Raw genomic sequence first — 20,986 nt, 5'->3', positions numbered from 1 at the left:
TACGCTGGCGCTGATGTCCAGCACACCCGCACCGCAGCCCGAGGCGGCCGAGGCGCCGTCCTACTACGTGCAGTCCCTGGCCCGCGGCCTCGACGTGATCGGCGCGTTCGACGCCGATCACCCGTCGATGACCCTGACCGACGTCGCGCGCGCGACCGGGCTAACCCGCGCCACGGCGCGGCGCTTCCTGCTCACGCTGACGGATCTCGGCTACGTGCGCACCGACGGGAAGCACTTCGAGCTGACGGCGGGCGTGCTGCGGCTCGGCTACGCGTTCCTCTCCAGCCAGTCGCTCCCGCAGCTGCTCCAGCCGGTGCTGGAGGAGCTCTCGGCCGAGCTCGGCGAGTCCGCGTCGGCGTCCGTCCTCGAGGGCGACGACGTGGTCTACATCGCGCGCGTCCACACCCGCCGGATCATGCGCGTGGGCATCTCCGTGGGGACCCGCTTCCCCGCGTACGCCACGTCGATGGGGCGCGTGCTCCTCGCCTTCGCCGACGGCGGGACCGGCGACGGCGAGCGCGGCGCGGGCGAGGACGACGTCGTCGCCCGCCTGGACGCCGCGGGCCGGCTCCAGGCCCTGACGCCGCGCACGCTGACGGACCCGGACCGGCTCCGCGCGGAGCTGGCCCGGGTCCGTCGGCAGGGCTGGTGCCTGGTGGACCAGGAGCTGGAGCTCGGGCTGACCTCGGTGGCCGTGCCGGTGCGCTCGCCGGCCGGGGAGGTGGTGGCGGCCGTCAACGTCTCGATGGGGTCCGCCGGCGCCGTCGCTCCCGCCGAGCACGCGGAGCAGATCCTGCCGCGGCTGCGCGCGGCGGCCGCCCGGGTCGAGGAGGCGCTGCGCCTGCAGCGCTAGCCCGCCGCTAGGTCCGCAGCGCGCCGACGCCCTCCGCGGTGAGCCGCAGGGACTCCAGCCGCTGGGCCGAGTCGATGGCGGACTGGACGGTGATCAGCTCGTCCGCGCCGGCGCTCCGGGCGAAGTCCTGCAGGTACTCGCCGACGGCCTCCGGGGTGCCGACGGCCGTGTACTTGAGCATGCCGAGCACCTGCTCGCCGGCCGGGGACTCCAGGAGCATGTCGATCTCCTCCTCCGTGAACGGCGCCTCCGTGGAGCCCGGGGCCATCCGGCCGCGGCCGAGGAACCGGGCGACGCGGTCGCGGCGGACGGCCTCGAACTGTGCCTGGGCCTCCGCATTGGTGCGCCCGGCCACGACGCCGACGCCGGCGATGACGTACGGCTCGGACAGCTGCTCCGACGGCTGGAAGGTCTCCCGGTAGACCCGGACGGCCTGGTGCAGGGCGTCGGGGGCGAAGTGGGACGCGAACGAGTAGGGCAGGCCCAGCTGGGCGGCGAGCTGCGCGCCGAAGAGGCTCGAGCCGAGGATGTAGAGGGGCACCTTGGTCCCGAAGCCCGGATAGGCGTGGACGCCCTTGATGCGGGACTCGGTGCCGAGGAAGCCCTGCAGCTCCTGGACGTCCTGTGGGAACGCGTCCGAGGAGCGCGGGTCCCGGCGCAGCGCCTGGAAGGTGAGCTGGTCCGTGCCGGGCGCCCGGCCGAGACCCAGGTCGATGCGGCCCGGGAACAGCGTCTCGAGCGTGCCGAACTGCTCGGCGATGACGAGGGGGGAGTGGTTGGGGAGCATGATGCCGCCGGAGCCGAGCCGGATGCGCTGCGTGTGGTGGGCGATGTGCCCGATGAGGACCGAGGTAGCGCTGGAGGCGATGGTCGCCATGTTGTGGTGCTCGGCGTACCAGACGCGCTCGAAGCCCAGGCGTTCGGCCTCCTGGGCGAGTTCCACGGATTCTGCGAATGTCTCGGCGATGCTGCCGTTGGTGCGGATGGGGGCCAGGTCCAGGACTGAGAGCTTCACGTCCTGTGCCAACCAGTTGTGTCAGCGAATCATTCCCGCGCGGTCGGCCGGAGCGTGCCCGGACCGGCGGTGCGACGGCGGCCCGGGCACTGCCGCTGTGGGCCGGGCGCGGCGGGGAGCTTAAAACACAGCAGCCGACGTGCTGCGTCTCGGCCTCCGGGAAACCGGGGGCGTCGACGAGTACGTCGGCTGCTGGAAGAATGCGTGCCCGTCAGGGGCTGCTGACGACTGGGTCGTCAGGCCTCAGGGGCGCAATCGTCGCGGGCTGCTTAGAGCGCGCGGATGTTCTCGGCCTGAAGGCCCTTCTGGCCCTGAGTCACATCGAACTCAACGCGCTGGCCCTCTTCGAGCGAGCGGAAGCCGTTGGACTGGATGGCGGAGTAGTGTGCGAACACGTCAGCCGAGCCGTCCTCGGGAGCGATGAAGCCGAAGCCCTTTTCCGGGTTGAACCACTTAACGGTACCTGTTGCCATGATGATGTCCTTTCGAGACGTTGCGCCGGAGCGCCTGGGATAAGGCCACAGTTTCGTGGCCAAATTGTAGATGCGGAAAATTCGCCGCGACTTACAACGGTCCAGCCCCGTCAGGAACATGGCACTGCAAATACTGCGTGAAGAACTACGACTACTACGAGTAAGAGCCTACGCGATTAATCCGCGCTTGGGTACCCCCGGCATGCTCAGAGCATAATCCGGGCCCCCGGCGGCGCTTCTCGGGCCGCGACGGCGGGCCATCACGGCGGGCTGCCGCACCCTGCCGCCCCGGTCCGCCGGAGTCCCGTGCCGTGGCACCGGCCCACTACGGCTGGTCGTAGCGTTCCAGGACGATCTCCACGAGCTCCTGCGGCACGGGGCGCCCGGGGACGAGGAGGGGCTGGGCCACCACGTCGGCGCCGCAGGCAGCCACCCGGGCCGCGAAGTGCCCCGGGGCCAGGAGATAGGTCGAGACCACCACGCGCCCCCTCCGCGGCCGCCGTCGTGAGAACCACCCGCCCTCCCGGCGGGCGACGGCGGTGCGCACGGCGTGCTCGACCGACGGCTCCGCCGCGGAGACGAACGCGGTCTCGACGCGCCGGCCGATCCGCTCCGCGAGCAGGGCGGCCGTGGCCCGGCACTCCGCCACGCCGCGCTCGTCGGTGGAGCCGGCGCACGCGAGCACCACGTGGTCGTCGCGGCGGAGTCCGGCCTCGGCGAGCCGGCGCAGGAGGACAGCCGCCAGGCGGGGGTCGGGCCCCAGGGCGCGGGCGGTGGTCGCCGCGCGGACCGTGCGCGCGGCCTCGGCCAGGTCGTGACGGGTGTGGTAGCCGCTGGAGAGCAGCAGGGGGACGATCCGCGACTCGTCGCCCGCCTGGGCGAGGACCTGCGGCACCCCGGGGGTCTGGACGTCCACGAACGCCTCCTCCACCCGCAGTGCGGGGCGGGCGGCGGCCACGGCGTCCACCAGGGCGCGGATGGCGCGCTGCCCGGCCGGGCTGGAGGTGCCGTGGGACGCCGCCACCAGGGTGCCGGTCCCCACGCTGGGCACCCAGCCGGTCCAGGCCTGGGTCGCGGAGGGCGACCCGGGGGCGGGGAGGGCATGGTCCTGCGCGCCGTCGATGAGGAGGGTGCCCATGTCAGGACACCTCCACGCGGACGCGGCCGGCCTCGAGGCGGACCGGGAAGATCTCCAACCGGGGGACGGAGCCGCCCTCCCCGCCGTCGGCGTTCAGGCACTCGCCCGTGTCCAACCGGTACACCTCCTTGTGCAGCGGGCTGGCGACGGTGCGGACCGGCCGGCCCTCCACGATCCGGCCGCCCACGATCCCGCGGGACATGACGCGGGCGCCGGTCGCCGGGCAGCGCTGGTCCGTGGCGTGGACGCTGCCGTCCGGGAAGCGGAACAGCGCCACCTGGCGGCCGTTCAGCCAGGCCGCCTCGCCCCACCCGGGGGCGAGGTCCTCGACGCGGCAGGCATCGAGCCACTCCGCCCCGGTCTCGACGGCGGTGACAGCGGTGCCGCCGGCGGCTGCGTTCTCATCGAGCAGGATCGTCATGGTCCACTCCTCTTCACTCTGCTGGCGTCCCCGGGGCGGTTGCCTCCGGGGCGGTTTCATCAGCGACCGTGCCGAGAAGCCTAGGAAGCCCTTGTTACGGCCGGGCCCCGGGGGCCGTCACTGGGGTGTAAACGCTGCCTCACGCTCGGCCGCCGGCCACTGTGAGCCGCCGGCGCCGCCCGCCGGCCGCTCACTCGAGGCAGGTCCAGCCCTGTGTTGCCGGGCATGACGCAGCGTTTCGGTCAGGTTTCGTCCTTCTCACTCCGTCTCATGGGCGAAACAGAAAAGATGTTTCTATGGCGTGACACCCCAGCAACTGCCGGGCAAATCCAGATCCCTACATTCGTTATCGAGACCGCACGCAGAGCGGGCCCGCCGAACGCCGACCGCCACCCGGTCGGCGGCGGGCCGGGTGCACCAACTACCGAGTGAGGCAGCCATGACCAACCCCAGCAGCACGGAGAACCGCCGCATCGTCGTCGTCGGAGGCGGCCCGGCCGCGCACCGGTTCACCGACGCGATGGCGGCGCGGGGACTCGACGGCTTCCAGGTCACGGTCCTCACCGAGGAGCCGCACACCCCCTACGACCGGGTGGCGCTGTCCAAGGCGCTGACGAGCCGGGACGTCGACCTGACGCTCGGGGATGCCGCGCTCTGGCGGCGCGAGGGGATCGAGCTGGTCACCGGCACCCGGGTGGTCGACCTGGATCTGGACACCCGCGAGGCCGTGGCCGCGGACGGCCGCCGGTTCGCCTACGACGAGCTGGTCCTCGCCACGGGCTCCAACGCCGCGACGCTGCCGATCCCCGGCAACGAGCACACGCACGTCTACCGCTACCTCGAGGACGTGTGGACGATCAATCGGAGGATCGCCGAGCTGACGGAGGCCTACGGGCGCACGGTCACCGCCGTGACGATCGGCGGCGGCCTGCTGGGGCTCGAGGCCGCGGCGGGCGTCCAGTCGCTCGGTGCCCGGCCGGTCGTGATCGACGGCGGCCAGTGGCTCATGGGCACGCAGCTCGACGAGGGCGCCGGCCAGGCCATGGGCCGCCTCATCGCGGACAAGGGCCTCGAGGTCCACAGCGGCGTCTTCCCCTCGAAGGTCCTCACGGAGGACGTCGACGGCGAGACGCGGGTGACCGGCGTGGAGATGGCCGACGGCCGCGTCATCGACGCGGACCTGGTGATCGTGTCCATCGGTGTCCGTCCCCGCGACGAGCTCATCCGCCAGATCAACGGGCGGTCCCGCGAGGCCGCCGCTGCGGCCGCCGGGAAGAGCGTCGACGAGCTCGTCGGGACGGACCAGGAGCCGGCCGAGGACTACAGCCCGGTGTTCCGGATGGGGCCCCGCGGCGGCGTCGTCATCGACGAGACCTGCGCGACCGACGTTCCGCACGTCTGGGCCGCCGGCGAGGTCGCGAACTTCGGCGGGTTCTGCATCGGCCTGGTGGCCCCGGCCAACACCATGGCGGAGATCGTCGCGGACCGCATCCACGGCGGCGAGGCCACGTTCGCCGGCTTCGACACCGCCACCAAGCTGAAGCTCTCCGGCGTGGACGTGGCCAGCTTCGGCGACGCCTTCGCCAAGGCCGAGGGCGCGCTGGAGGTCGTCTACGCGGACCCGGCCCGCGGTGTCTACCAGAAGGTGGTGGTGAGCGACGACGCCCGCACGCTGCTCGGCGGCATCTTCGTCGGCGACGCCGCCCCCTACACGTCCCTGCGCCCGCTCCTGGGCCGGGAACTGCCGGCCGAGCCGGGCGCATACCTCTCCGCCGCCGGCGGCGGCGCGGCGCCCGAGACCGAGCTGCCGGACGACGCGACGCTCTGCTCCTGCAACAACGTCACGGCCGGCGCGATCCGCGACGCGGTCGGCGGCTGCGGCACCTGCGAGGGCAGCGAGCCGGTCCGCGAGCTCGCCGGCCTCAAGACGTGCACCCGGGCGGGCACCCAGTGCGGGTCCTGCGTGCCCATGCTGAAGAAGCTCCTGGAGCAGGAGCTCGTCAAGTCCGGGGTCGAGGTCTCCCGGGCGATGTGCGAGCACATCGCCTTCTCCCGCGCCGAGCTGTTCGAGGCCGTCCGCATCGCCGGGCTGACCAGCTACGAGGCCGTCATGGAGCGCTTCGGCACCGGCGACGGCTGCGACATCTGCAAGCCGTCCATCGCCAACATCCTCGCCTCCCAGCACAACGCCTACCCGCTCGACGGAGACCTGGGCGGACTGCAGGACACCAACGACCGGGCGCTGGCGAACATGCAGAAGGACGGCACGTACTCGGTGGTCCCGCGCATCCCCGGCGGCGAGATCACCCCGGAGAAGCTCGGCGTCATCGCCTCCGTCGCCCAGCGGTACGGGCTCTACACCAAGCTCACCGGCGGCCTGCGGATCGACATGTTCGGCGCGCGCCTGGAGCAGCTGCCGGACATCTGGAAGGAGCTCGTCGACGCCGGGTTCGAATCGGGGCAGGCGTACGGCAAGTCGCTGCGCACGGTGAAGGGCTGCGTGGGCTCGTCCTGGTGCCGCTACGGCGTGCAGGACTCGGTCTCCATGGCGATCGGGCTGGAGCTGCGTTACCGGGGCCTGCGCTCGCCGCACAAGCTGAAGATGGGCGTCTCCGGCTGCGCCCGGGAGTGCGCGGAGGCCCGCGGCAAGGACGTCGGCGTCGTCGCCACCTCCGACGGCTGGAACCTGTACGTGGGCGGCAACGGCGGCGCGAACCCCGCCCACGCCAAGCTGCTCGCCCAGGACCTCGACGACGCCACCCTGGTCCGCTACATCGACCGCTTCTTCATGTACTACATCCGCACCGCCGACCGTCTGCAGCGCACCGCGCACTGGATGGACGAGCTCGACGGCGGCGTCGACCACGTGCACGACGTGGTGGTGAAGGACTCGCTGGGACTGGGCGCGGAGCTGGAGGCCGCCATGGAGCGCCACGTCGCGAACTACGAGGACGAGTGGGCCGCCACCCTGAAGGACCCCGAGCGGCTGCGCCGGTTCCGCTCCTTCGTGAACGCGCCGGGCCAGGCGGACCAGAGCCTCGAGTACGTCGAGGAGCGCGGCCAGAAGCGCCCGGCCGGCCCCGTGCCGCTCGGCGCCACCATCCCCGTGGGCTCCCCGGCCGGGGGTGCCCGATGATGCTCCCGGGCACCCCGGACCTGACCGGGCGGACCGTGCTCGTCTGCGGGGAGCCGCGGGCCGCGCGCCGCGCCGTCGCACGGTACCGGGCGGCCGGCGCGGAGGTCCGCACCGCCGAGGCACCGTCCGAGGTGCTGCCCTCCGCCGCGCTGCCGTCCGGCACGGCGGCGGTCCCGGTGGCGCCCCTGGACGGCGTGGCGCTGGTCGTCGCCGTCGGCCCGGAGCCGGGGAGCGCGGACGACGGCGCCTGGGCCTTCCTGCCCGGGCTCTGCCGGGAGCGGGGGATCCTGCTGCTCGCCGAGCCGGGGGCCGCCGCCGCCGGGGGCGTCACGCTCGTCGGCGGCGGCCCGGGGCGCGCGGACCTGCTGACGGTCGCCGGGCGCACGGCGCTGGCCCAGGCCGACGTCGTCTACTACGACCGGCTGGGCCCGGCCGGGCCCGGCTCCGCGACGCCCGCCGCTGAGCTCGTCGCCGCGCTCGCCCCCGGTGCCGAGCTGGTCGACGTCGGCAAGACCCCCGGGCACCACAAGGTGCCGCAGGAGGAGATCGAGCGGCAGCTGGTGGAGGCGGCGCTCGCCGGCCGCTCGGTGGTGCGGCTCAAGGGAGGGGACCCGTTCGTCTTCGGGCGCGGCGCCGAGGAGGTCCGGGCGTGCGCGGCGGCGGGCGTGCCCGTGACGGTGGTCCCCGGCGTCACGTCGGCGATCTCGGTGCCCGGCACGGCCGGCGTCCCCGTGACGCACCGCGGGGTGTCCAAGCTGTTCACGGTCGCCTCCGCGCACCAGCCGTTCTCCGAGGAGGAGCTCGAGCACCTGGCCGGACTCGGCGGCACGCTCGTGGTCCTCATGGGCGTCGGCACCCTGCCGCAGACGGTCGCCGGCCTCCTGCGCCACGGCCTGGCCCCGGCGACTCCCGCGATGGTGGTCGAGCGCGGGTTCTGCGAGACTCAGCGCACCACCGCGGCCCCGTTGGAGGGGCTGGCCCTCGCGGCGGCGGAGGCCAAGTGCTCCTCGCCGGCGGTGATCGTGATCGGCGACGTGGTGGCGCTGGGGGACGAGTGGGTACGGCAGGCCGCGGACCTCGCGACCGGAGACCTGGAGGTCGAACGGACGTGATGGAGACAGCGCCGCCCGTGGACGGCACGGAGCAGGACCCCCGGGCGACGACGGCGGCGGGCCCGCCGGCCGGCCGGCTCGCCGGTCCGGGAGTCGGTCCGGGCCCGGAGGACGCGGCCGGGTCCCTGGCCGGGTTCCGGATCGGCGTGACCAGCGACCGCCGGTCCGCGGATCTCATCGACGCGCTCGAGCGGCGCGGCGCCGAGGTGCTCCACGCGCCGGTCCTGAAGATCGCACCCGTGGCCGAGGACGCGGCCCTGCAGGCCGAGACCGCGGCGCTGATCGCGGCGCGCCCCGACGTCGTGCTCGTCACCACCGCCTACGGCATGCGGCGCTGGATCGACTCGGCCGAGGCGCACGGGCAGGGCGAGGACCTGACGCGGACGCTGGAGCGGGCCACGATCCTCGTGCGCGGGCCCAAGGCCCGCGGGGCCGTGCGCGCCGCGGGGTTCGACGACGACGGCGCCGGCCACGACGAGCGGACGGCCACGATGGTGGACCTCGCGCTGGAGCGCGGGGTCGCGGGGCGGACCGTGGCGGTCCAGCTCCACGGGCTCGGCGACGCGGAAGAGATCGCCCGGCTCGAGGCGGCGGGCGCCCGGGTCCTCACCGTCTCGCCCTACCGGTGGGTGGTGCCGGAGGGCAGCGAGGAGAAGGTCGCCCGGCTGATCGACGCCGTGTGCGGGGGCGGCCTGGACCTCGTGACGTTCACTGCGGCGCCCGCCGTGGACGCGCTGCTGGACGCGGCGCGCCAGCGCGGACGCTACTGGGACCTGGTGGAGGCCTTCCAGACGCATGTGGTCGCCGCGACCGTGGGGCCCGTGACGGCGCAGCCGCTGCAGGCGGTCGGCATCGACCCCCTGGTCCCGGAGCGCTTCCGGATGGGGGCCATGATCCGGCAGGTGGTCGAGTTCCTCGGCGGTCGCGGCACCCGGCACTGCCCGACGGCGCTCGGCGACCTCACCATCCGCGGGTCCGTGGTGGCGCTGGCCGGGCAGGCCCGGGAGCTCGGCGCCTCGCAGCTGGCGCTGTTCCGGGCGATCGCGGACGCGCGCGGCGCCGTCCTCTCGCGGGCCGAGCTCATCGCGATCCTCCCCGAGGGACAGGCCGACCACGCCCTGGACATGGCCGTCAGCCGGCTGCGCCGCGCCCTCCCGGACCCGCGCCTGGTGACCACGGTGGTCAAGCGGGGCTACCGGCTCAACGTCTAGCGGCGACGACCTTCTCCAGCGTGTTGAGGTTGCGCGTGGTGTGGTGCTCCTTCAGGCGGGCCCCGGCGAGGATCCGCGCGAGCGGGTTCTCCAGCGTGGTCCCTCTGGGCGTCTGCCAGTAGAGGACGTCGTCCCGGGCCGTGGCCCGGTCCAGCGCGTCCGGCGCCTGGGCCTCCAGCCGCTCCAGCGCCGTCCGCGCCACGTCCGGCGCGGACGTGAAGGTCGCGTAGGTGTGCGCCGGGTGCCCCGCGTACTCGGCGGCGCGGTCGTACGGGCAGGCGGCGACCAGCTCGGCGACCTCGGGCACCGTCTTGACGAAGAGCCGAGCGGCGAAGCCGAAGCGCTCCCCGATCGCGGTCTCGAGCTGCCCGCGGGCCGCATCGCGGGACAGGCCGGAGGTGAAGAGGACGTTGCCGGTGGCGAGAACCGTCCGCACGTCCCGGGCGCCGGCGGACTCGACGCACGCGATCAGGTCCGGCATGGCGATCCGGCGCCCGCCGACATTGATCCCGCGCAGGAACCCCACGTAGTCGTTCATGGGCCCAGTGTGCCCCACGGGACCCCGGCTCGGGGAGCCCTCAGGCGTGCGGCTCCCCCGTCGGGGCCACCGCCACCGGCTGGCGGCGCAGCGCGCGGTGGATCACCACGGCCGCGACGACGGCGGTCGCCATCCCGATCGACGCGGTCACCGCCACGCCCGAGTCGAAGGCGTGGGCGGCCGACTCCAGCAGCGCGGCGGCCTGGTCCGACGGCAGGCGCGCGGCGACGTCGTGCGCACCCCCGAGCGTCTGGGACGCGGCCGCGGCGTCCGCCCCGCCCAGTCCGTCCGGCAGGCGGAGGTTGCGTGTGTAGGCGGCGTTGAGCAGCCCGCCGAGCACGGCAGTGCCGAGGACGGTGCCCGTCTCGTACGCCGTCTCCGAGATGGCGGAGGCCGCGCCGGCCTTCGCCGGCGGGACCGCGGAGAGCGCCAGGTCGTTGGAGAGGGTCTCCGAGAGCCCGACGCCGAGGCCGAGCACCGCGAACGCGCCCATCAGCGGCAGCACCGAGTCGGCCTGCGCCACCAGCAGGACCAGGCCGTAGGCGACCGCGTTGAGCCCGAGGCCGAAGACCATCAGCGTCGAGACCGCCACGTGGCGGGCCAGCCACGCTGCGCCCAGCCCGGAGACGATCGACAGGGCGAGGCCGGGGACCATGAGGACGCCGGCCTGCATGGGCGAGAGCCCCGCGACCAGCTGCAGGTGCTGGGTGAGGAAGTAGATGAACCCGACCATCGAGAAGATGCTGAGCAGGTTCACGGCCAGCGCGCCGGAGAACGTGGGGTTGCGGAAGAGGCGCACGTCCAGCATGGGGATCGGCCGGCGGAGCTGGCGGCGCACGAAGAGCCAGCCGCTCGCGAGCCCGATCGCGACGGCGGCCGCCGCGACGACGGGGTCCGCCCCCTTGGCGGCCAGTTTGATGCCGAAGACCAGCGGCGCCAGCGCGAGGATGGCGAGGGCGATCGAGAGCGGGTCGACGGGGCCCGGCTGCGGGTCCTTGAACTCCGGGATCAGGAACGGGCCGGCGAGGAGGATCGGCAGCAGCATCGGGACGGCCAGGAGGAAGACCGATCCCCACGCGAAGTGCTCCAGCAGCCAGCCGCCGAGGATCGGGCCGAGGGCGGCGCCTCCGGCGAATCCGGCCGCCCAGATGGCGATCGCGCGGCGGCGCTCGTCCTGGTCCGTGAAGATGCTGCGGATCAGCGACAGGGTGGCGGGCATCAGCATGGAGCCGAAGAAGCCCAGCAGGGCGCGGGCGGCGATGAGCCACTCGGCGCTGGGGGAGAAGGCCGCGAGCGCGGAGACCACGCCGAAGCCGGCGCTGCCGACGAGCAGGAGCCGCTTGCGGCCGATCCGGTCGCCCAGGCTGCCCATGGGCACCAGCAGGCCGGCCAGGACCAGCGGGTAGACGTCGATCATCCACAGCAGCTGGTCAGAGGTCGGGGCCAGCGCCTTGGAGAGCGCCGGCACCGCGAAGCTGAGCACGGTGTTGTCCACGGAGATCAGCAGCACGGGGAACATGAGCACGGCCAGCGCGAGCCAGCGGCGCGTGCTGGCCGGCGTGGTGGGGCGCGCTGAGGTGGTCTGTGTCATGGCTGTTCCCGGGGCTGGAAGGGGTGGATCTGGGATAACTGTACCGGCTGGACGGTTTAGAGGGAAGGCTCTGTGCGCGGTCTCACCGGGGCCGGCTCGATAGAGTGGTCCGCATGGCCCGTCCCCCCGCCGCCCGCGAGAAGATCCTCGCCGCCTACTGCGCGATCGTCAGCAGCGAGGGCGAGCGCGCTGCGACGCTCGAGGCGACGGCCGCCCGGGCCGGGGTCTCCAAGGGCGGCCTGCTCTACCACTTCAAGAGCAAGGACGCGCTCGCCGACGGCGTCCTGGACGGCCTGCGGCAGGCCGCGGAGGCGGATCTGGACCGCATGCGGCAGTCGCCCGAGGGGCCGTCGCGCTACTTCGTGCGCACGTCGGTCGAGACCGGCACCGAGCTGGACACCTTCTTCGTCGTGGTCATGCGCCTCGCGGCCGGGCAGCACCCCGGCGCGGCCGAGGCGCTCGCCGCCGTGCACGGGTCCTGGTGGCAGCTCATCCGGGAGGAGGTGGGCGACGACGCCGTGGCGGACGCGATCATGCTCCTCGGCGACGGCATGTACCACCACGCCGCGATGCCCGGTTCCAGCGCTCCGGGCTCGACGGCCGGATACTTCCGCGGCCGCCTCGACGCGGTGCTGGACCAGGTCGACGAGCTGCGCGCGCTCGCCCGGTCCCGCACGTCGCCGGACGCCGGCTAGGAGTTCCCGGCGCGGCACCGGGCGGCCGCGCTCACTCGGCGGCGGTCGCCTCGTCGGAGGCGGCGGCGGCCTCGTCGAGCAGGTCCTGCGGCGCCGAGTCGCCGGCATCGGCGAGGCGGCGCAGCGGATCGAGGACCTCGGCCGGGACGCCGGCGGCCTCCGCCGGCTCGACGAGCGAGGAGAGGAGTTCGACGTCGGACGCGTCCAGAGTGCCGTCGGTGACGGGCGCGCAGATCCTCGTCACGACCTCCTGCCGGGCGGACTCGGTGACGGAGCCCACGGCGGAGGCGGCGGCGTCCTCGGTGGCCTGCTGGACCTGGGCGCAGCCCGTCGCGCCGATCAGCAGGACGGCGGCGGCCAGGGCGACAGGTCGGATTCCACGCATGCTCCACAGTCTAGGGCCGCGGATCGCGGAGGGATGACCGGCTGCGGCAAGATGGACCGGTGACGATCTCCAACGCAGCCCCCGCAGGCCAGTCCACCCCCAGCGCTCCCGGCACACGGACGGGAGGCTTCGCGGCCCCCGCCGCCCCCGGCGCCGCGACCCGGGCGGTGGTCGCGCGCATCGCCGAGGAGCTCGGCGTCCAGACGTGGCAGGTCCAGGCCGCGGTGGACCTCCTCGACTCCGGCTCCACCGTCCCGTTCATCGCCCGCTACCGCAAGGAGGCGACCGGGACCCTCGACGACACGCAGCTGCGCACCCTCGAGGAGCGGCTGCGCTACCTGCGTGAGCTGGAGGACCGGCGCTCCGCCGTCGTCAAGGCCATCGACGAGCAGGGCAAGCTCACGGACGCGCTGCGCGGGGCGATCGCGGCCGCCACCACCAAGACGGAGCTCGAGGACCTCTACCTGCCCTACAAGACCAAGCGCCGCACCCGGGCGCAGATCGCGCGCGAGGCCGGACTGGAGCCGCTCGCCGAGGCGCTGCTCTCCGACGCCGGGCTGGACCCGCAGGCCGCGGCCGCGGAGTACGTGAACGACGCCGTCGCCACGCCCGACGACGCGCTCACCGGGGCCCGGGCCATCGTCATCGAGCGGGCCGGACAGGACGTCGAGCTCGTCACCGAGCTGCGCGAGCGGCTCTGGAAGCGCGGCGTCCTGCGCTCCGCCGTCGCACCGGGCGCCGGGGAGGCGGCCGCCAAGTTCTCCGACTACCAGGACTTCGCGGAGCCCCTGCACCGCCTGCCCGGGCACCGGGTGCTGGCCCTGCTGCGCGGGGAGCGCGAGGGCGCGCTCGCGCTGACGCTGGCGGAGGCGGACCCGGCCGACGAGGACGCGCTGACCGAGGCCCGGGCCGGCTACGAGGCCGCCGTCGCGCGCGCGGTGGGCGCGGACGCCCCGGCGGGATCGCCGGCGCACGGCTGGCAGAGCCGCACCGTCCGCCTGGCCTGGAAGAGCCGCATCCTCACCCGCCTGGAGACGGACCTGCGCACGCGCCTCTTCGAGGCGGCCGAGGAGCAGGCGGTGCGCGTCTTCGCCGACAACCTGCGCGACGTGCTGCTCGCGGCGCCGGCGGGCAACCGCACGGTCCTCGGCCTCGACCCGGGCCTGCGCACCGGCGTGAAGGTCGCCGTCGTCAACGGCACGGGCCGCGTCGTGGACACGGCGACGATCTACCCGCACGCCAACGGGAAGGCCAGCACCAAGTGGGAGGACTCGCTCGCGGTCCTCGAGTCCCTGGCCGTGAAGCACGGGACCACTCTCGTGGCCGTCGGCAACGGCACGGCCAGTCGCGAGACGGACCGGCTCGCCGGGGAGCTCCTGGCCCGGCTCGCCGCCAACCCCCGCTACGGGGAGGCGACGGCGGCCGCCGGCGTCCGCCCGGCGAAGGTCATCGTGTCGGAGGCCGGCGCGTCCGTCTACTCCGCCTCGGCCCTGGCCGCGGCCGAGCTGCCGGACCTGGACGTCTCCCTGCGCGGCGCCGCGTCGATCGCCCGCCGGCTGCAGGACCCGCTGGCCGAGCTCGTGAAGATCGAGCCGAAGTCGATCGGCGTCGGCCAGTACCAGCACGACCTCACGCCGGCGAAGCTCGACCGGACGCTCGACGCCGTCGTCGAGGACTGCGTCAACGCGGTCGGCGTGGACGTCAACACGGCCTCGCCGGCCCTGCTCTCGCGCGTCGCCGGCGTCGGTCCCACGCTCGGCCGGAACATCGTCGAGTACCGGGACGCCAACGGGCCGTTCGCGACCCGCGCCGAGCTGAAGAAGGTGCCCCGCCTGGGCGCCAAGGCGTTCGAGCAGTGCGCCGGCTTCCTCCGCGTCACCGGGGGCAGGGAGCCGCTGGACGCGTCCGCCGTGCACCCCGAGGCCTACGGCCTCGCGCAGCGGATCCTCGCCGAGGCGGGCCTGACCAAGGGCGACGTCGGCGCGGCGGCCGGCGCCGTCGGATCGCTCCGCCCGGAGCAGTTCGTGGACGAGCGCTTCGGCGTCCCGACCGTCCGCGACGTGATGGCCGAGCTCGCCCGTCCCGGCCGCGATCCGCGCGGCGAGTTCGTCACGGCCGCACTGAAGGACGGCGTCGAGACCGTCGGCGACCTGGAGCCGGGGATGATCCTCGAGGGCACGGTCTCCAACGTCGCGGCGTTCGGGGCGTTCGTGGACATCGGCGTGCACCAGGACGGACTGGTCCACGTCTCCGCGATGAGCCGCGAGTTCGTCTCCGACCCCCGCGAGGTGGTCAAGTCCGGTCAGGTCGTCCGGGTCAAGGTGCTCGACGTCGACCTCGCCCGGAAGCGGATCTCGCTCACCCTGCGGTTGGACGACCCGCTGCCCTCGGAAGCCGCCGCCGGGCGGCCCCGGGGCGGGACCTCCCGCAGCGGGGCCGCCGGTGCCGCGCAGGACGGCACGCCGAAGGGTGGCGGGCCGGCCGGCCACGGCGGAAGCCGCCCCCGGGGCGGCGGAGCACGCGGCGGCTCGGCGGCCGGCGGTGGCGCCGGCGGACGGGCCGGGCGCGAGCGCGCCGGTGGGCAGCCGGGCGGCCAGCGCGGCGGGCAGAAGGACGACCGGAAGCCGCAGTCCGGTGCCGCGGCCGGCGGCGACACCGCCATGGCCGAGGCCCTGCGGCGGGCCGGCCTGGCCTGACCGCTCCGGCCTGACCGCTCTGCTGCTCGGATCCGCCCGTTCCGGCCTGAGTGTTCAGGCCCGCCCACGGGCGGCAGGCGGTGTCAGCGCGCCCCGGGGGAGAGCAGGAGATCGGCCATCGCGATGCCGGCTCCCTCGTAGAGGTTGTAGACGCCGTCCACGCCGAGCCGCTGGAGGTGCTCGGCCTGGTCCGGGTGGTGCGCCACGGCGGTGATGCGACCCTCGAAGCCGGCCTCGCGGAGCTGGTCCAGGGCGAAGAGGTTGGAATCGTGGAACGGCATGGCGAGGACCACCGTCTGGACCAGACCGCCTTGGCAGATCCGGTACCAGAACTCGAGGTCGGTGGCGTCGCCCTCCATCACGTTCAGGCCGGCCTCGCGGAGCCGGCGGACCACGGCGTGGTCGTTGTCCACGGCCAGCACGCGCAGGTCGGAGGCCGCGGTGATCCGCTCGTAGGTGGAGCGGCCGATCTTGCCCATGCCCAGGATGAGCACGTCGGCATTGCTCGTGTCGATGGGGCGGTCGTCGGGCCGGATGCGGTCCGGGTCCTGCACGGGCAGTCGGGCAGCCAGCCCGGGCGCCAGATGGCTGCCGCGCCCGTTGAGCAGGGAGGAGGCCACCATGCTGAGGGCCACCGCGATGCCCACCACGGGCAGCCAGTCCGCCGCGAGCATCGCGGTGCCGACGCCGACGGAGACCACGATGATCGAGAACTCGGAGAAGTTCCCGAGCACCAGTCCCGTGCGCACGGCCGAGCGGTTCCGCATGCCGAACGCGCGCCCCAGCAGGATGAAGCCGAGAGCCCGGAGGGGGAGCAGGAGGACGGTCAGCAGGGCGGCCAGCCCGAGGTCGCTCCAGGTGGGCTGGTCCAGCATGCCGATGCTCAGGAAGAAGCCCACGAGGAACAGCTCCTTGACGCTGTAGAGCGACTTGGACAGTTCGATGGCCCGGGGATGCCCGGCGAACAGCAGTCCCATCACCAGGGCGCCGAGGTCGCCCTTGATGCCGACGGCGTCGAACAGGAAGTAGCCCGGCCCCAGCGCCATGGCGACGCCGTAGAGGACCAGCAGCTCGCCGTGCCCCGCGTGGTCCAGGAGCCGGCGGAAGACCCAGCCGGCGGGGACCAGGAGAACCAGGGCGAGTGCCCACAGGCTGGGCGGCTCGTCCGAGGTCAGGGTGATGAAGGCGACCGCGGCGATGTCCTGGATGACCAGGATGGCGATGGCCGTCTGCCCGTAGAACGAGCCGTCGTCCGAGCGCTCCTCCAGCACCTTCATGCACAGCACGGTCGAGGAGAAGGACAGCGCGAAGCCGACCAGCACCAGCGACTGCAGGTCCGCATACTGGGAGAGTCCGACGGCGGCCAGGAGCCCCAGCAGGCCGGCGCCGACGAGGACGCTGAGAATGATGTGCACGCCCGCCGTGCCGAAGGCCTCGCGGCGCGCCAGCGAGCGAATGTCGAACTTGAGCCCGATCGTGAACAGCAGCAGGGTCACGCCGATGTCCGCGAGCGAGTCCAGACCCGGGAAGCCGTCGAGGCCCAGACCGCCCAGCAGGAAGCCCGCGGCGAGGAAGCCGACCAGCGGCGGGACCCGGAGGCTGTGCGCCAGCCATCCGAGTCCGGCCGCGGTCAGGAGGGTGATGGCGATCTCTTCCACGGGCTCCCGTTCGTCGACGTGCGGCGTGGTCCTACTTTAGGGCCCGCGCGTCGCGAAGAGGGAGGGATGACCTATTGCTTCAGCTCCGCCAGGAGACCCTCCATCTCCTCGATCTCGGCGGTCTGGTCCGCGATGACCCGGTCGGCCAGCGCCAGCGCGTCGGCGTTCCGGCCGGCCTCCAGCTCCTGCTCCGCCATTTCGACGGCGCCGCGGTGGTGCTCGATCATCCCGGCGAGGAACTGCTCGGCGGCCTGCGGGCCGTCTGCTGACTCCAGCTGCTGCAGCTGTTCCTCGGTGAGCATGCCGTCCATCGCGTGATCGCCGTGATCGCCGGCCGCGGCGCCCCAGGCCTCGAGCCATGAGTCCATGGCCTCGATCTCCGGGCCCTGGGCGGCCTTGATCCGCTCGGCGAGGTCGCGGACCGCGGGCGGCAGGTCCTCCTTGGCGAGCATGATCTCGCTCATCTCGAGGGCCTGCCGGTGGTGGGGGATCATCGTCGCGGCGAACGTGACGTCGGCGTCGTTGTGGCCGCTGTCCGCCGTCGTGCCCGCCTCGGCGGAGGCATCCGACGGCGTGCCCTCGGCCGGCGCCCCGTGCCCGCCGGAGTGCGCCGCCGAGTCCGGGGCGGGGTCCGGGGCCGTGGGGCCGCACGCGGTCAGGGCCAGGGAGCCGATCACGAGTGCGACGGCGACGGCCGCCGCTCGTGCCGGAGCCCGTGAGCCGCTCCGGTGGGCGCTGCGGGACGGGGCCCTGCTGCTGTTCACCGGCGGTACGGGGCGCGCGGAGGATGGGCGCACGAAGGACGGGTTCTGCTCGGCGGGGCGCTGGACGGCCCGCGCGGGTGCGGTGTGGGACATGGTGGTTCTCTCTTCCGAAGTCGTGGTGGGCAGGCGTGGCCGTGCCGCCGGTGCGGTCGCGGGGCAGGTGGTGCGGCGGCGCATCGGCGGGACAGGCGAGCGGCCTACGTCCGACTGATCGAGAGGAAGAGGAGCGAGGGCGGCCGGGCCGGCCGCGGGGTCGGCACCCACGCGGGGACCGTGGTGCGCGGGGCGAGCGCCAGCCCGGGGAGGAGGTGCGCCCGCGGGCGCACCAGCCGGAGCAGGACGGCCAGCGCGAGGAGGCACCAGCCAGCGACCGCGACCGCGACGGCCGCGCCGTCGTCGTCGGCCGAGTGCTGACCGACGAACGCACCGACCTCCGCGTCGGACTGCGCCGGTAGCGCCAACTGCGCCGACGGGGCCGCTGCGGGCGCGGACTCCGCGGCGAACGGCAGCACCATGCGGTGGTGCGCGGACCCGGGGTCCGAGGAATGGGCGGCCGAGGAGTGCGGGGACCCGCGGTCCGGCGCGGTCGGCGCGCCCGGGAGCGACATGGCCAGCGTGTGCATCCCCAGCAGGGCTGCGAACAGGAGCGGGAGGAGCAGGAGCAGGCGACGTCGGCGTACGTGCATCTGGCCTCTCCTCTCGGCTCGATTGGCGCATGCGGCGCGACAGCAGGATAGCCCGACGTCCTGGGACCTGTCCTGGGATCGGTTCTGGGGGTCGGGAACAGTCGGCTGCCGCTGAGGTGAGCCTGCCCGAACCGGGGCGGAGGACGGCGGTGTTCGCTTATTGCGGCCGCCCGGATCAGTTAGGCCGAACTCCGGTGACAGCTGTTTGGAACGGGTCTAGATTGAAGGCATGGAACTCAACGGAAAGCTCGCAGAAGCATTCAACGAACAGGTGACCCTCGAGCTGGAGGCGTCCATCGTGTACCGGCAGCTGGCGGTGGACATGGACGCTCTGGACCTGCCCGGCATCGCCGGCTGGTTCCGCGCCCAGGCCGACGAGGAGATCGTGCACGCTGAGAAGTTCATCGCCCACATGGTGGACCGCAGCGCGCATCCGGCGATCGGCGCCATGCACGCCCCGAACACGCGGGCGACGACCGTGATCGCCGCCTTCCAGGCCTCGCTGGCGCACGAGGAGAAGGTCTCCGAGGCGATCCGCAACCTGTACCGGCTGGCCCAGCAGGAGGGGGACATCGACGCGTTCCCGCTGCTGAACTGGTTCGTCGAGGAGCAGCTCGAGGAGGAGGCCAGCGTCTCCGAGATCATCGGCCGCGTGAAGCTGATCGGCGAGGACGGCAACGGCCTGCTGCGCCTGGACGCAGAGCTCGGATCGCGCCAGGCCGGCGAGGAGTAGGCGGGCCTACAGGTCGAGGGACTGCCGCAGCCGGTCGAGCTCGCGGCGGTCCTTCTTCGTCGGGCGGCCGGCCCCGCGGTCGCGCACCGGCACCTGGGGGACCACCACCTTGGGCCGTGCCGGCGTGTGGTCGAGGTAGCAGGACTGGGCCACCTGGGCGCCGACGCGCTTGCTGATCGGCCGCGTGACCTCGAGGAACCGGTCCGCCCCGTTCTGGCGCACGCGGATCTGGGCCCCGGGCGCGACCGTCTGCGACGCCTTCACCGGCCGACCGTCCAGTTTCACGTGCCCCGCGCGGCACGCCGTCGTCGCGGCCGACCGCGTCTTGTAGACGCGCACCGCCCACAGCCACGCGTCGATCCGAACCTGCTCGCTCATGGGAGACCAGTGTAGGCGGCACCGGCTCGCGGGAGCCGCCCGGTAGTGTGACTGGCGTCACTGTTGAGACCCATCGTCGACGCCGGAGGTCGCCATGCGCACGAATTCCGTCCCGCCCGGTCCTCGCCCGGAGGCCGATCCCGACGACCGAGGGCGGGGCGCCGTCCTCGCCTCGGTCATGCGGCCCATCAATCACGTCGTCGAGCGGCTCATCCCGTCCGCGCTGGTCTTCGCGATCGCGCTGACGTTCGTCGTCGCGGCGCTCGCCCTGGCCCTGACCGACGCGGGCCCGGTGGCCGTCGTCGAGAGCTGGGGCGTCGGGCTGGCGGGGCTGCTGTCCTTCATGACGCAGATGGCCCTGATCCTGCTCCTCGGGCACATCCTCGCCAACACGCGGCCGGTCCGCGCCCTGCTGACCCGCGCAGCCCGCGTCCCGCGGACGGCCGTCCAGGCCTACGTCTTCGTCTTCCTCGTCGCCGCCGCAGCATCGCTCATCACGTGGGGCCTCGGGCTGGTGGTCGGCGGACTGCTGGCCCGCGAGGTGGCGGCGCAGGGGCGCGAGCGCGGGCTGCGCCTGCACTTCCCCCTGCTCGTGGCCGCGGGCTTCGCCGGGTTCGTCGTCTGGCACATGGGCTACTCGGCCTCCGGGCCGCTGGCCGCGGCGACGCCCGACTCGTTCGTGACCGAGCAGATCGGCCGCCCGCTGCCGATCAGCGAGACCATCTTCGCCCCGTGGAACCTCGCGGCGATCGGGGCGACCGTGGTGCTCGTGGCCGCCGCGATCATCCTGATCGCCCCGCGGGGACGGGACCGCGTCGTCGAGCTCGAGGTCGACGCCCGCGAGCGGGGCGTCGCGGTGGAGGACGACGTCGTCACGCCCGCCGACCGCGTTGACGCCAGCCGGGTGCCCACGCTCCTACTGGGGCTGCTGCTGGTCGCCTATCTGGTCATCCACTTCGCCGGCGGTGGCTCGCTCACCCTGGACATCGTCAACTGGAGCTTCCTCGCGCTGATCCTGCTCCTGGTCCGCAATCCGTTCGAGCTCATCGCCCTCACCAAGGACGCGGCCTCCAACGTCGGGGAGATCCTCCTACAGTTCCCGCTCTACGCCGGGATTCTGGGCATCATGTCCGGGACGGGGCTGATCCAGATGTTCTCCGACTTCTTCGTCTCCGTCTCGACCCCGGTCACCTTCGGGCTGTTCGCCTTCCTCTCGGCCGGGCTGGTGAACTTCTTCGTCCCGTCCGGCGGTGGGCAATTCGCCATCCAGGCCCCGATCCTGCTGGAGGCCGCCGAGCGGATCGGAGTGGACCCCGCGGTGGCGATCATGGCGGTGGCCTACGGTGACCAGTGGACCAACATGATTCAGCCGTTCTGGGCGCTGCCGCTGCTGGCGATCGCGGGCCTGAAGATGCGCGACATCCTCGGCTACACCACCGTGGTGCTGATCGTGTCCGGGGCCGTCTTCGCGACGACGATGCTGCTGGTCTCCCTGTAGCGTCG

The 20,986-nt window shown here is 73.5% G+C and carries 19 protein-coding genes; 8 read left to right on the top strand and 11 right to left on the bottom strand.

What is annotated here, in order from left to right; translation table 11 throughout:
- The first annotated feature begins 13 nt into the window (after positions 1-13).
- Positions 14-853: an IclR family transcriptional regulator domain-containing protein gene (locus ABD784_RS09090; protein ID WP_344883155.1), complete on the top strand. Its 840-nt coding sequence runs from the start codon at positions 14-16 to the stop codon at positions 851-853.
- 7 nt (positions 854-860) lie between these two features.
- Here ABD784_RS09090 and ABD784_RS09085 read toward each other — a convergent pair whose 3' ends face one another.
- The 4 genes from ABD784_RS09085 to nirD form a co-directional block, all read right to left on the bottom strand.
- Positions 861-1,868 (bottom strand): LLM class flavin-dependent oxidoreductase, encoded by a 1,008-nt coding sequence (locus ABD784_RS09085; protein ID WP_344883152.1) that lies wholly within the window; start codon positions 1,866-1,868, stop codon positions 861-863.
- Between the two features lie 269 nt (positions 1,869-2,137).
- Positions 2,138-2,341 (bottom strand): transcription antiterminator/RNA stability regulator CspE, encoded by a 204-nt coding sequence (gene cspE, locus ABD784_RS09080; protein ID WP_309082380.1) that lies wholly within the window; start codon positions 2,339-2,341, stop codon positions 2,138-2,140.
- 325 nt (positions 2,342-2,666) lie between these two features.
- On the bottom strand, positions 2,667-3,479 hold the full coding sequence (locus ABD784_RS09075; RefSeq protein WP_344883149.1) for a sirohydrochlorin chelatase: 813 nt from the start codon (positions 3,477-3,479) through the stop codon (positions 2,667-2,669).
- Position 3,480: 1 nt separating this feature from the next.
- The gene (nirD, locus tag ABD784_RS09070; RefSeq protein ID WP_344883146.1) at positions 3,481-3,900 is read right to left on the bottom strand and encodes a nitrite reductase small subunit NirD; all 420 of its coding nucleotides are present in this window, start codon (positions 3,898-3,900) and stop codon (positions 3,481-3,483) included.
- 439 nt (positions 3,901-4,339) lie between these two features.
- Here nirD and nirB point away from each other — a divergent pair, with 439 nt between their 5' ends.
- From nirB to ABD784_RS09055, 3 genes are read left to right on the top strand one after another with little or no spacing between them, the layout of a single operon-like run.
- Entirely contained in the window at positions 4,340-7,036 is a 2,697-nt protein-coding gene (nirB, locus tag ABD784_RS09065; RefSeq protein ID WP_344883143.1) for a nitrite reductase large subunit NirB, read from the top strand.
- Complete coding sequence (gene cobA / locus ABD784_RS09060) at positions 7,033-8,148, top strand: uroporphyrinogen-III C-methyltransferase (protein WP_344883140.1); 1,116 nt, start codon at positions 7,033-7,035, stop codon at positions 8,146-8,148. The genes nirB and cobA overlap by 4 nt, the downstream gene beginning before the upstream one ends.
- Positions 8,148-9,359, top strand: a complete 1,212-nt coding sequence (locus tag ABD784_RS09055) for a uroporphyrinogen-III synthase (protein WP_344883512.1) — start codon at positions 8,148-8,150, stop codon at positions 9,357-9,359. The genes cobA and ABD784_RS09055 overlap by 1 nt, the downstream gene beginning before the upstream one ends.
- Here the strand turns inward: ABD784_RS09055 and ABD784_RS09050 are convergent.
- A complete protein-coding gene (locus ABD784_RS09050; RefSeq protein WP_344883137.1) occupies positions 9,349-9,897 on the bottom strand; it encodes a DUF1697 domain-containing protein in 549 nt (182 codons plus the stop codon). The two genes, ABD784_RS09055 and ABD784_RS09050, sit on opposite strands and share 11 nt — an antisense overlap.
- A 40-nt stretch (positions 9,898-9,937) precedes the next feature.
- A complete protein-coding gene (locus ABD784_RS09045; RefSeq protein WP_344883134.1) occupies positions 9,938-11,488 on the bottom strand; it encodes an MFS transporter in 1,551 nt (516 codons plus the stop codon).
- Positions 11,489-11,601: 113 nt separating this feature from the next.
- On the opposite strand from ABD784_RS09045, the gene ABD784_RS09040 reads away from it, so the two are divergent.
- Complete coding sequence (locus tag ABD784_RS09040; protein ID WP_344883131.1) at positions 11,602-12,183, top strand: TetR/AcrR family transcriptional regulator; 582 nt, start codon at positions 11,602-11,604, stop codon at positions 12,181-12,183.
- A gap of 31 nt (positions 12,184-12,214) precedes the next feature.
- Here ABD784_RS09040 and ABD784_RS09035 read toward each other — a convergent pair whose 3' ends face one another.
- Entirely contained in the window at positions 12,215-12,568 is a 354-nt protein-coding gene (locus tag ABD784_RS09035; RefSeq protein WP_344883128.1) for a hypothetical protein, read from the bottom strand.
- A gap of 167 nt (positions 12,569-12,735) precedes the next feature.
- On the opposite strand from ABD784_RS09035, the gene ABD784_RS09030 reads away from it, so the two are divergent.
- Entirely contained in the window at positions 12,736-15,264 is a 2,529-nt protein-coding gene (locus ABD784_RS09030; RefSeq protein WP_344883509.1) for a Tex family protein, read from the top strand.
- An 83-nt stretch (positions 15,265-15,347) separates the two neighbouring features.
- Here the strand turns inward: ABD784_RS09030 and ABD784_RS09025 are convergent, their stop codons facing one another.
- The 3 genes from ABD784_RS09025 to ABD784_RS09015 all read right to left on the bottom strand — a co-directional run bounded on the left by ABD784_RS09025 (position 15,348) and on the right by ABD784_RS09015 (position 18,372).
- Positions 15,348-16,922: a cation:proton antiporter family protein gene (locus ABD784_RS09025; RefSeq protein ID WP_344883125.1), complete on the bottom strand. Its 1,575-nt coding sequence runs from the start codon at positions 16,920-16,922 to the stop codon at positions 15,348-15,350.
- Between the two features lie 71 nt (positions 16,923-16,993).
- Positions 16,994-17,779, bottom strand: a complete 786-nt coding sequence (locus tag ABD784_RS09020) for a DUF305 domain-containing protein (RefSeq protein ID WP_344883122.1) — start codon at positions 17,777-17,779, stop codon at positions 16,994-16,996.
- Between the two features lie 104 nt (positions 17,780-17,883).
- On the bottom strand, positions 17,884-18,372 hold the full coding sequence (locus ABD784_RS09015) for a hypothetical protein (RefSeq protein ID WP_344883119.1): 489 nt from the start codon (positions 18,370-18,372) through the stop codon (positions 17,884-17,886).
- 229 nt (positions 18,373-18,601) lie between these two features.
- Here ABD784_RS09015 and ABD784_RS09010 point away from each other — a divergent pair, with 229 nt between their 5' ends.
- Positions 18,602-19,105, top strand: a complete 504-nt coding sequence (locus tag ABD784_RS09010; RefSeq protein ID WP_344883116.1) for a ferritin — start codon at positions 18,602-18,604, stop codon at positions 19,103-19,105.
- Positions 19,106-19,111: 6 nt separating this feature from the next.
- Here the strand turns inward: ABD784_RS09010 and ABD784_RS09005 are convergent, their stop codons facing one another.
- Positions 19,112-19,483 (bottom strand): RNA-binding S4 domain-containing protein, encoded by a 372-nt coding sequence (locus tag ABD784_RS09005; protein ID WP_344883113.1) that lies wholly within the window; start codon positions 19,481-19,483, stop codon positions 19,112-19,114.
- Positions 19,484-19,661: 178 nt separating this feature from the next.
- Between ABD784_RS09005 and ABD784_RS09000 the strand changes: the two genes are divergently transcribed.
- Positions 19,662-20,981, top strand: a complete 1,320-nt coding sequence (locus ABD784_RS09000; RefSeq protein ID WP_344883507.1) for a short-chain fatty acid transporter — start codon at positions 19,662-19,664, stop codon at positions 20,979-20,981.
- Positions 20,982-20,986 lie beyond the last annotated feature (5 nt).

The sequence above is a fragment of the Zhihengliuella alba genome, from assembly GCF_039538765.1.
Lineage (GTDB): Bacteria > Actinomycetota > Actinomycetes > Actinomycetales > Micrococcaceae > Zhihengliuella > Zhihengliuella alba.
The sequence above is the reverse complement of the archived record's forward strand: the minus strand, read 5'-3'. Positions and strand labels throughout refer to the sequence as shown.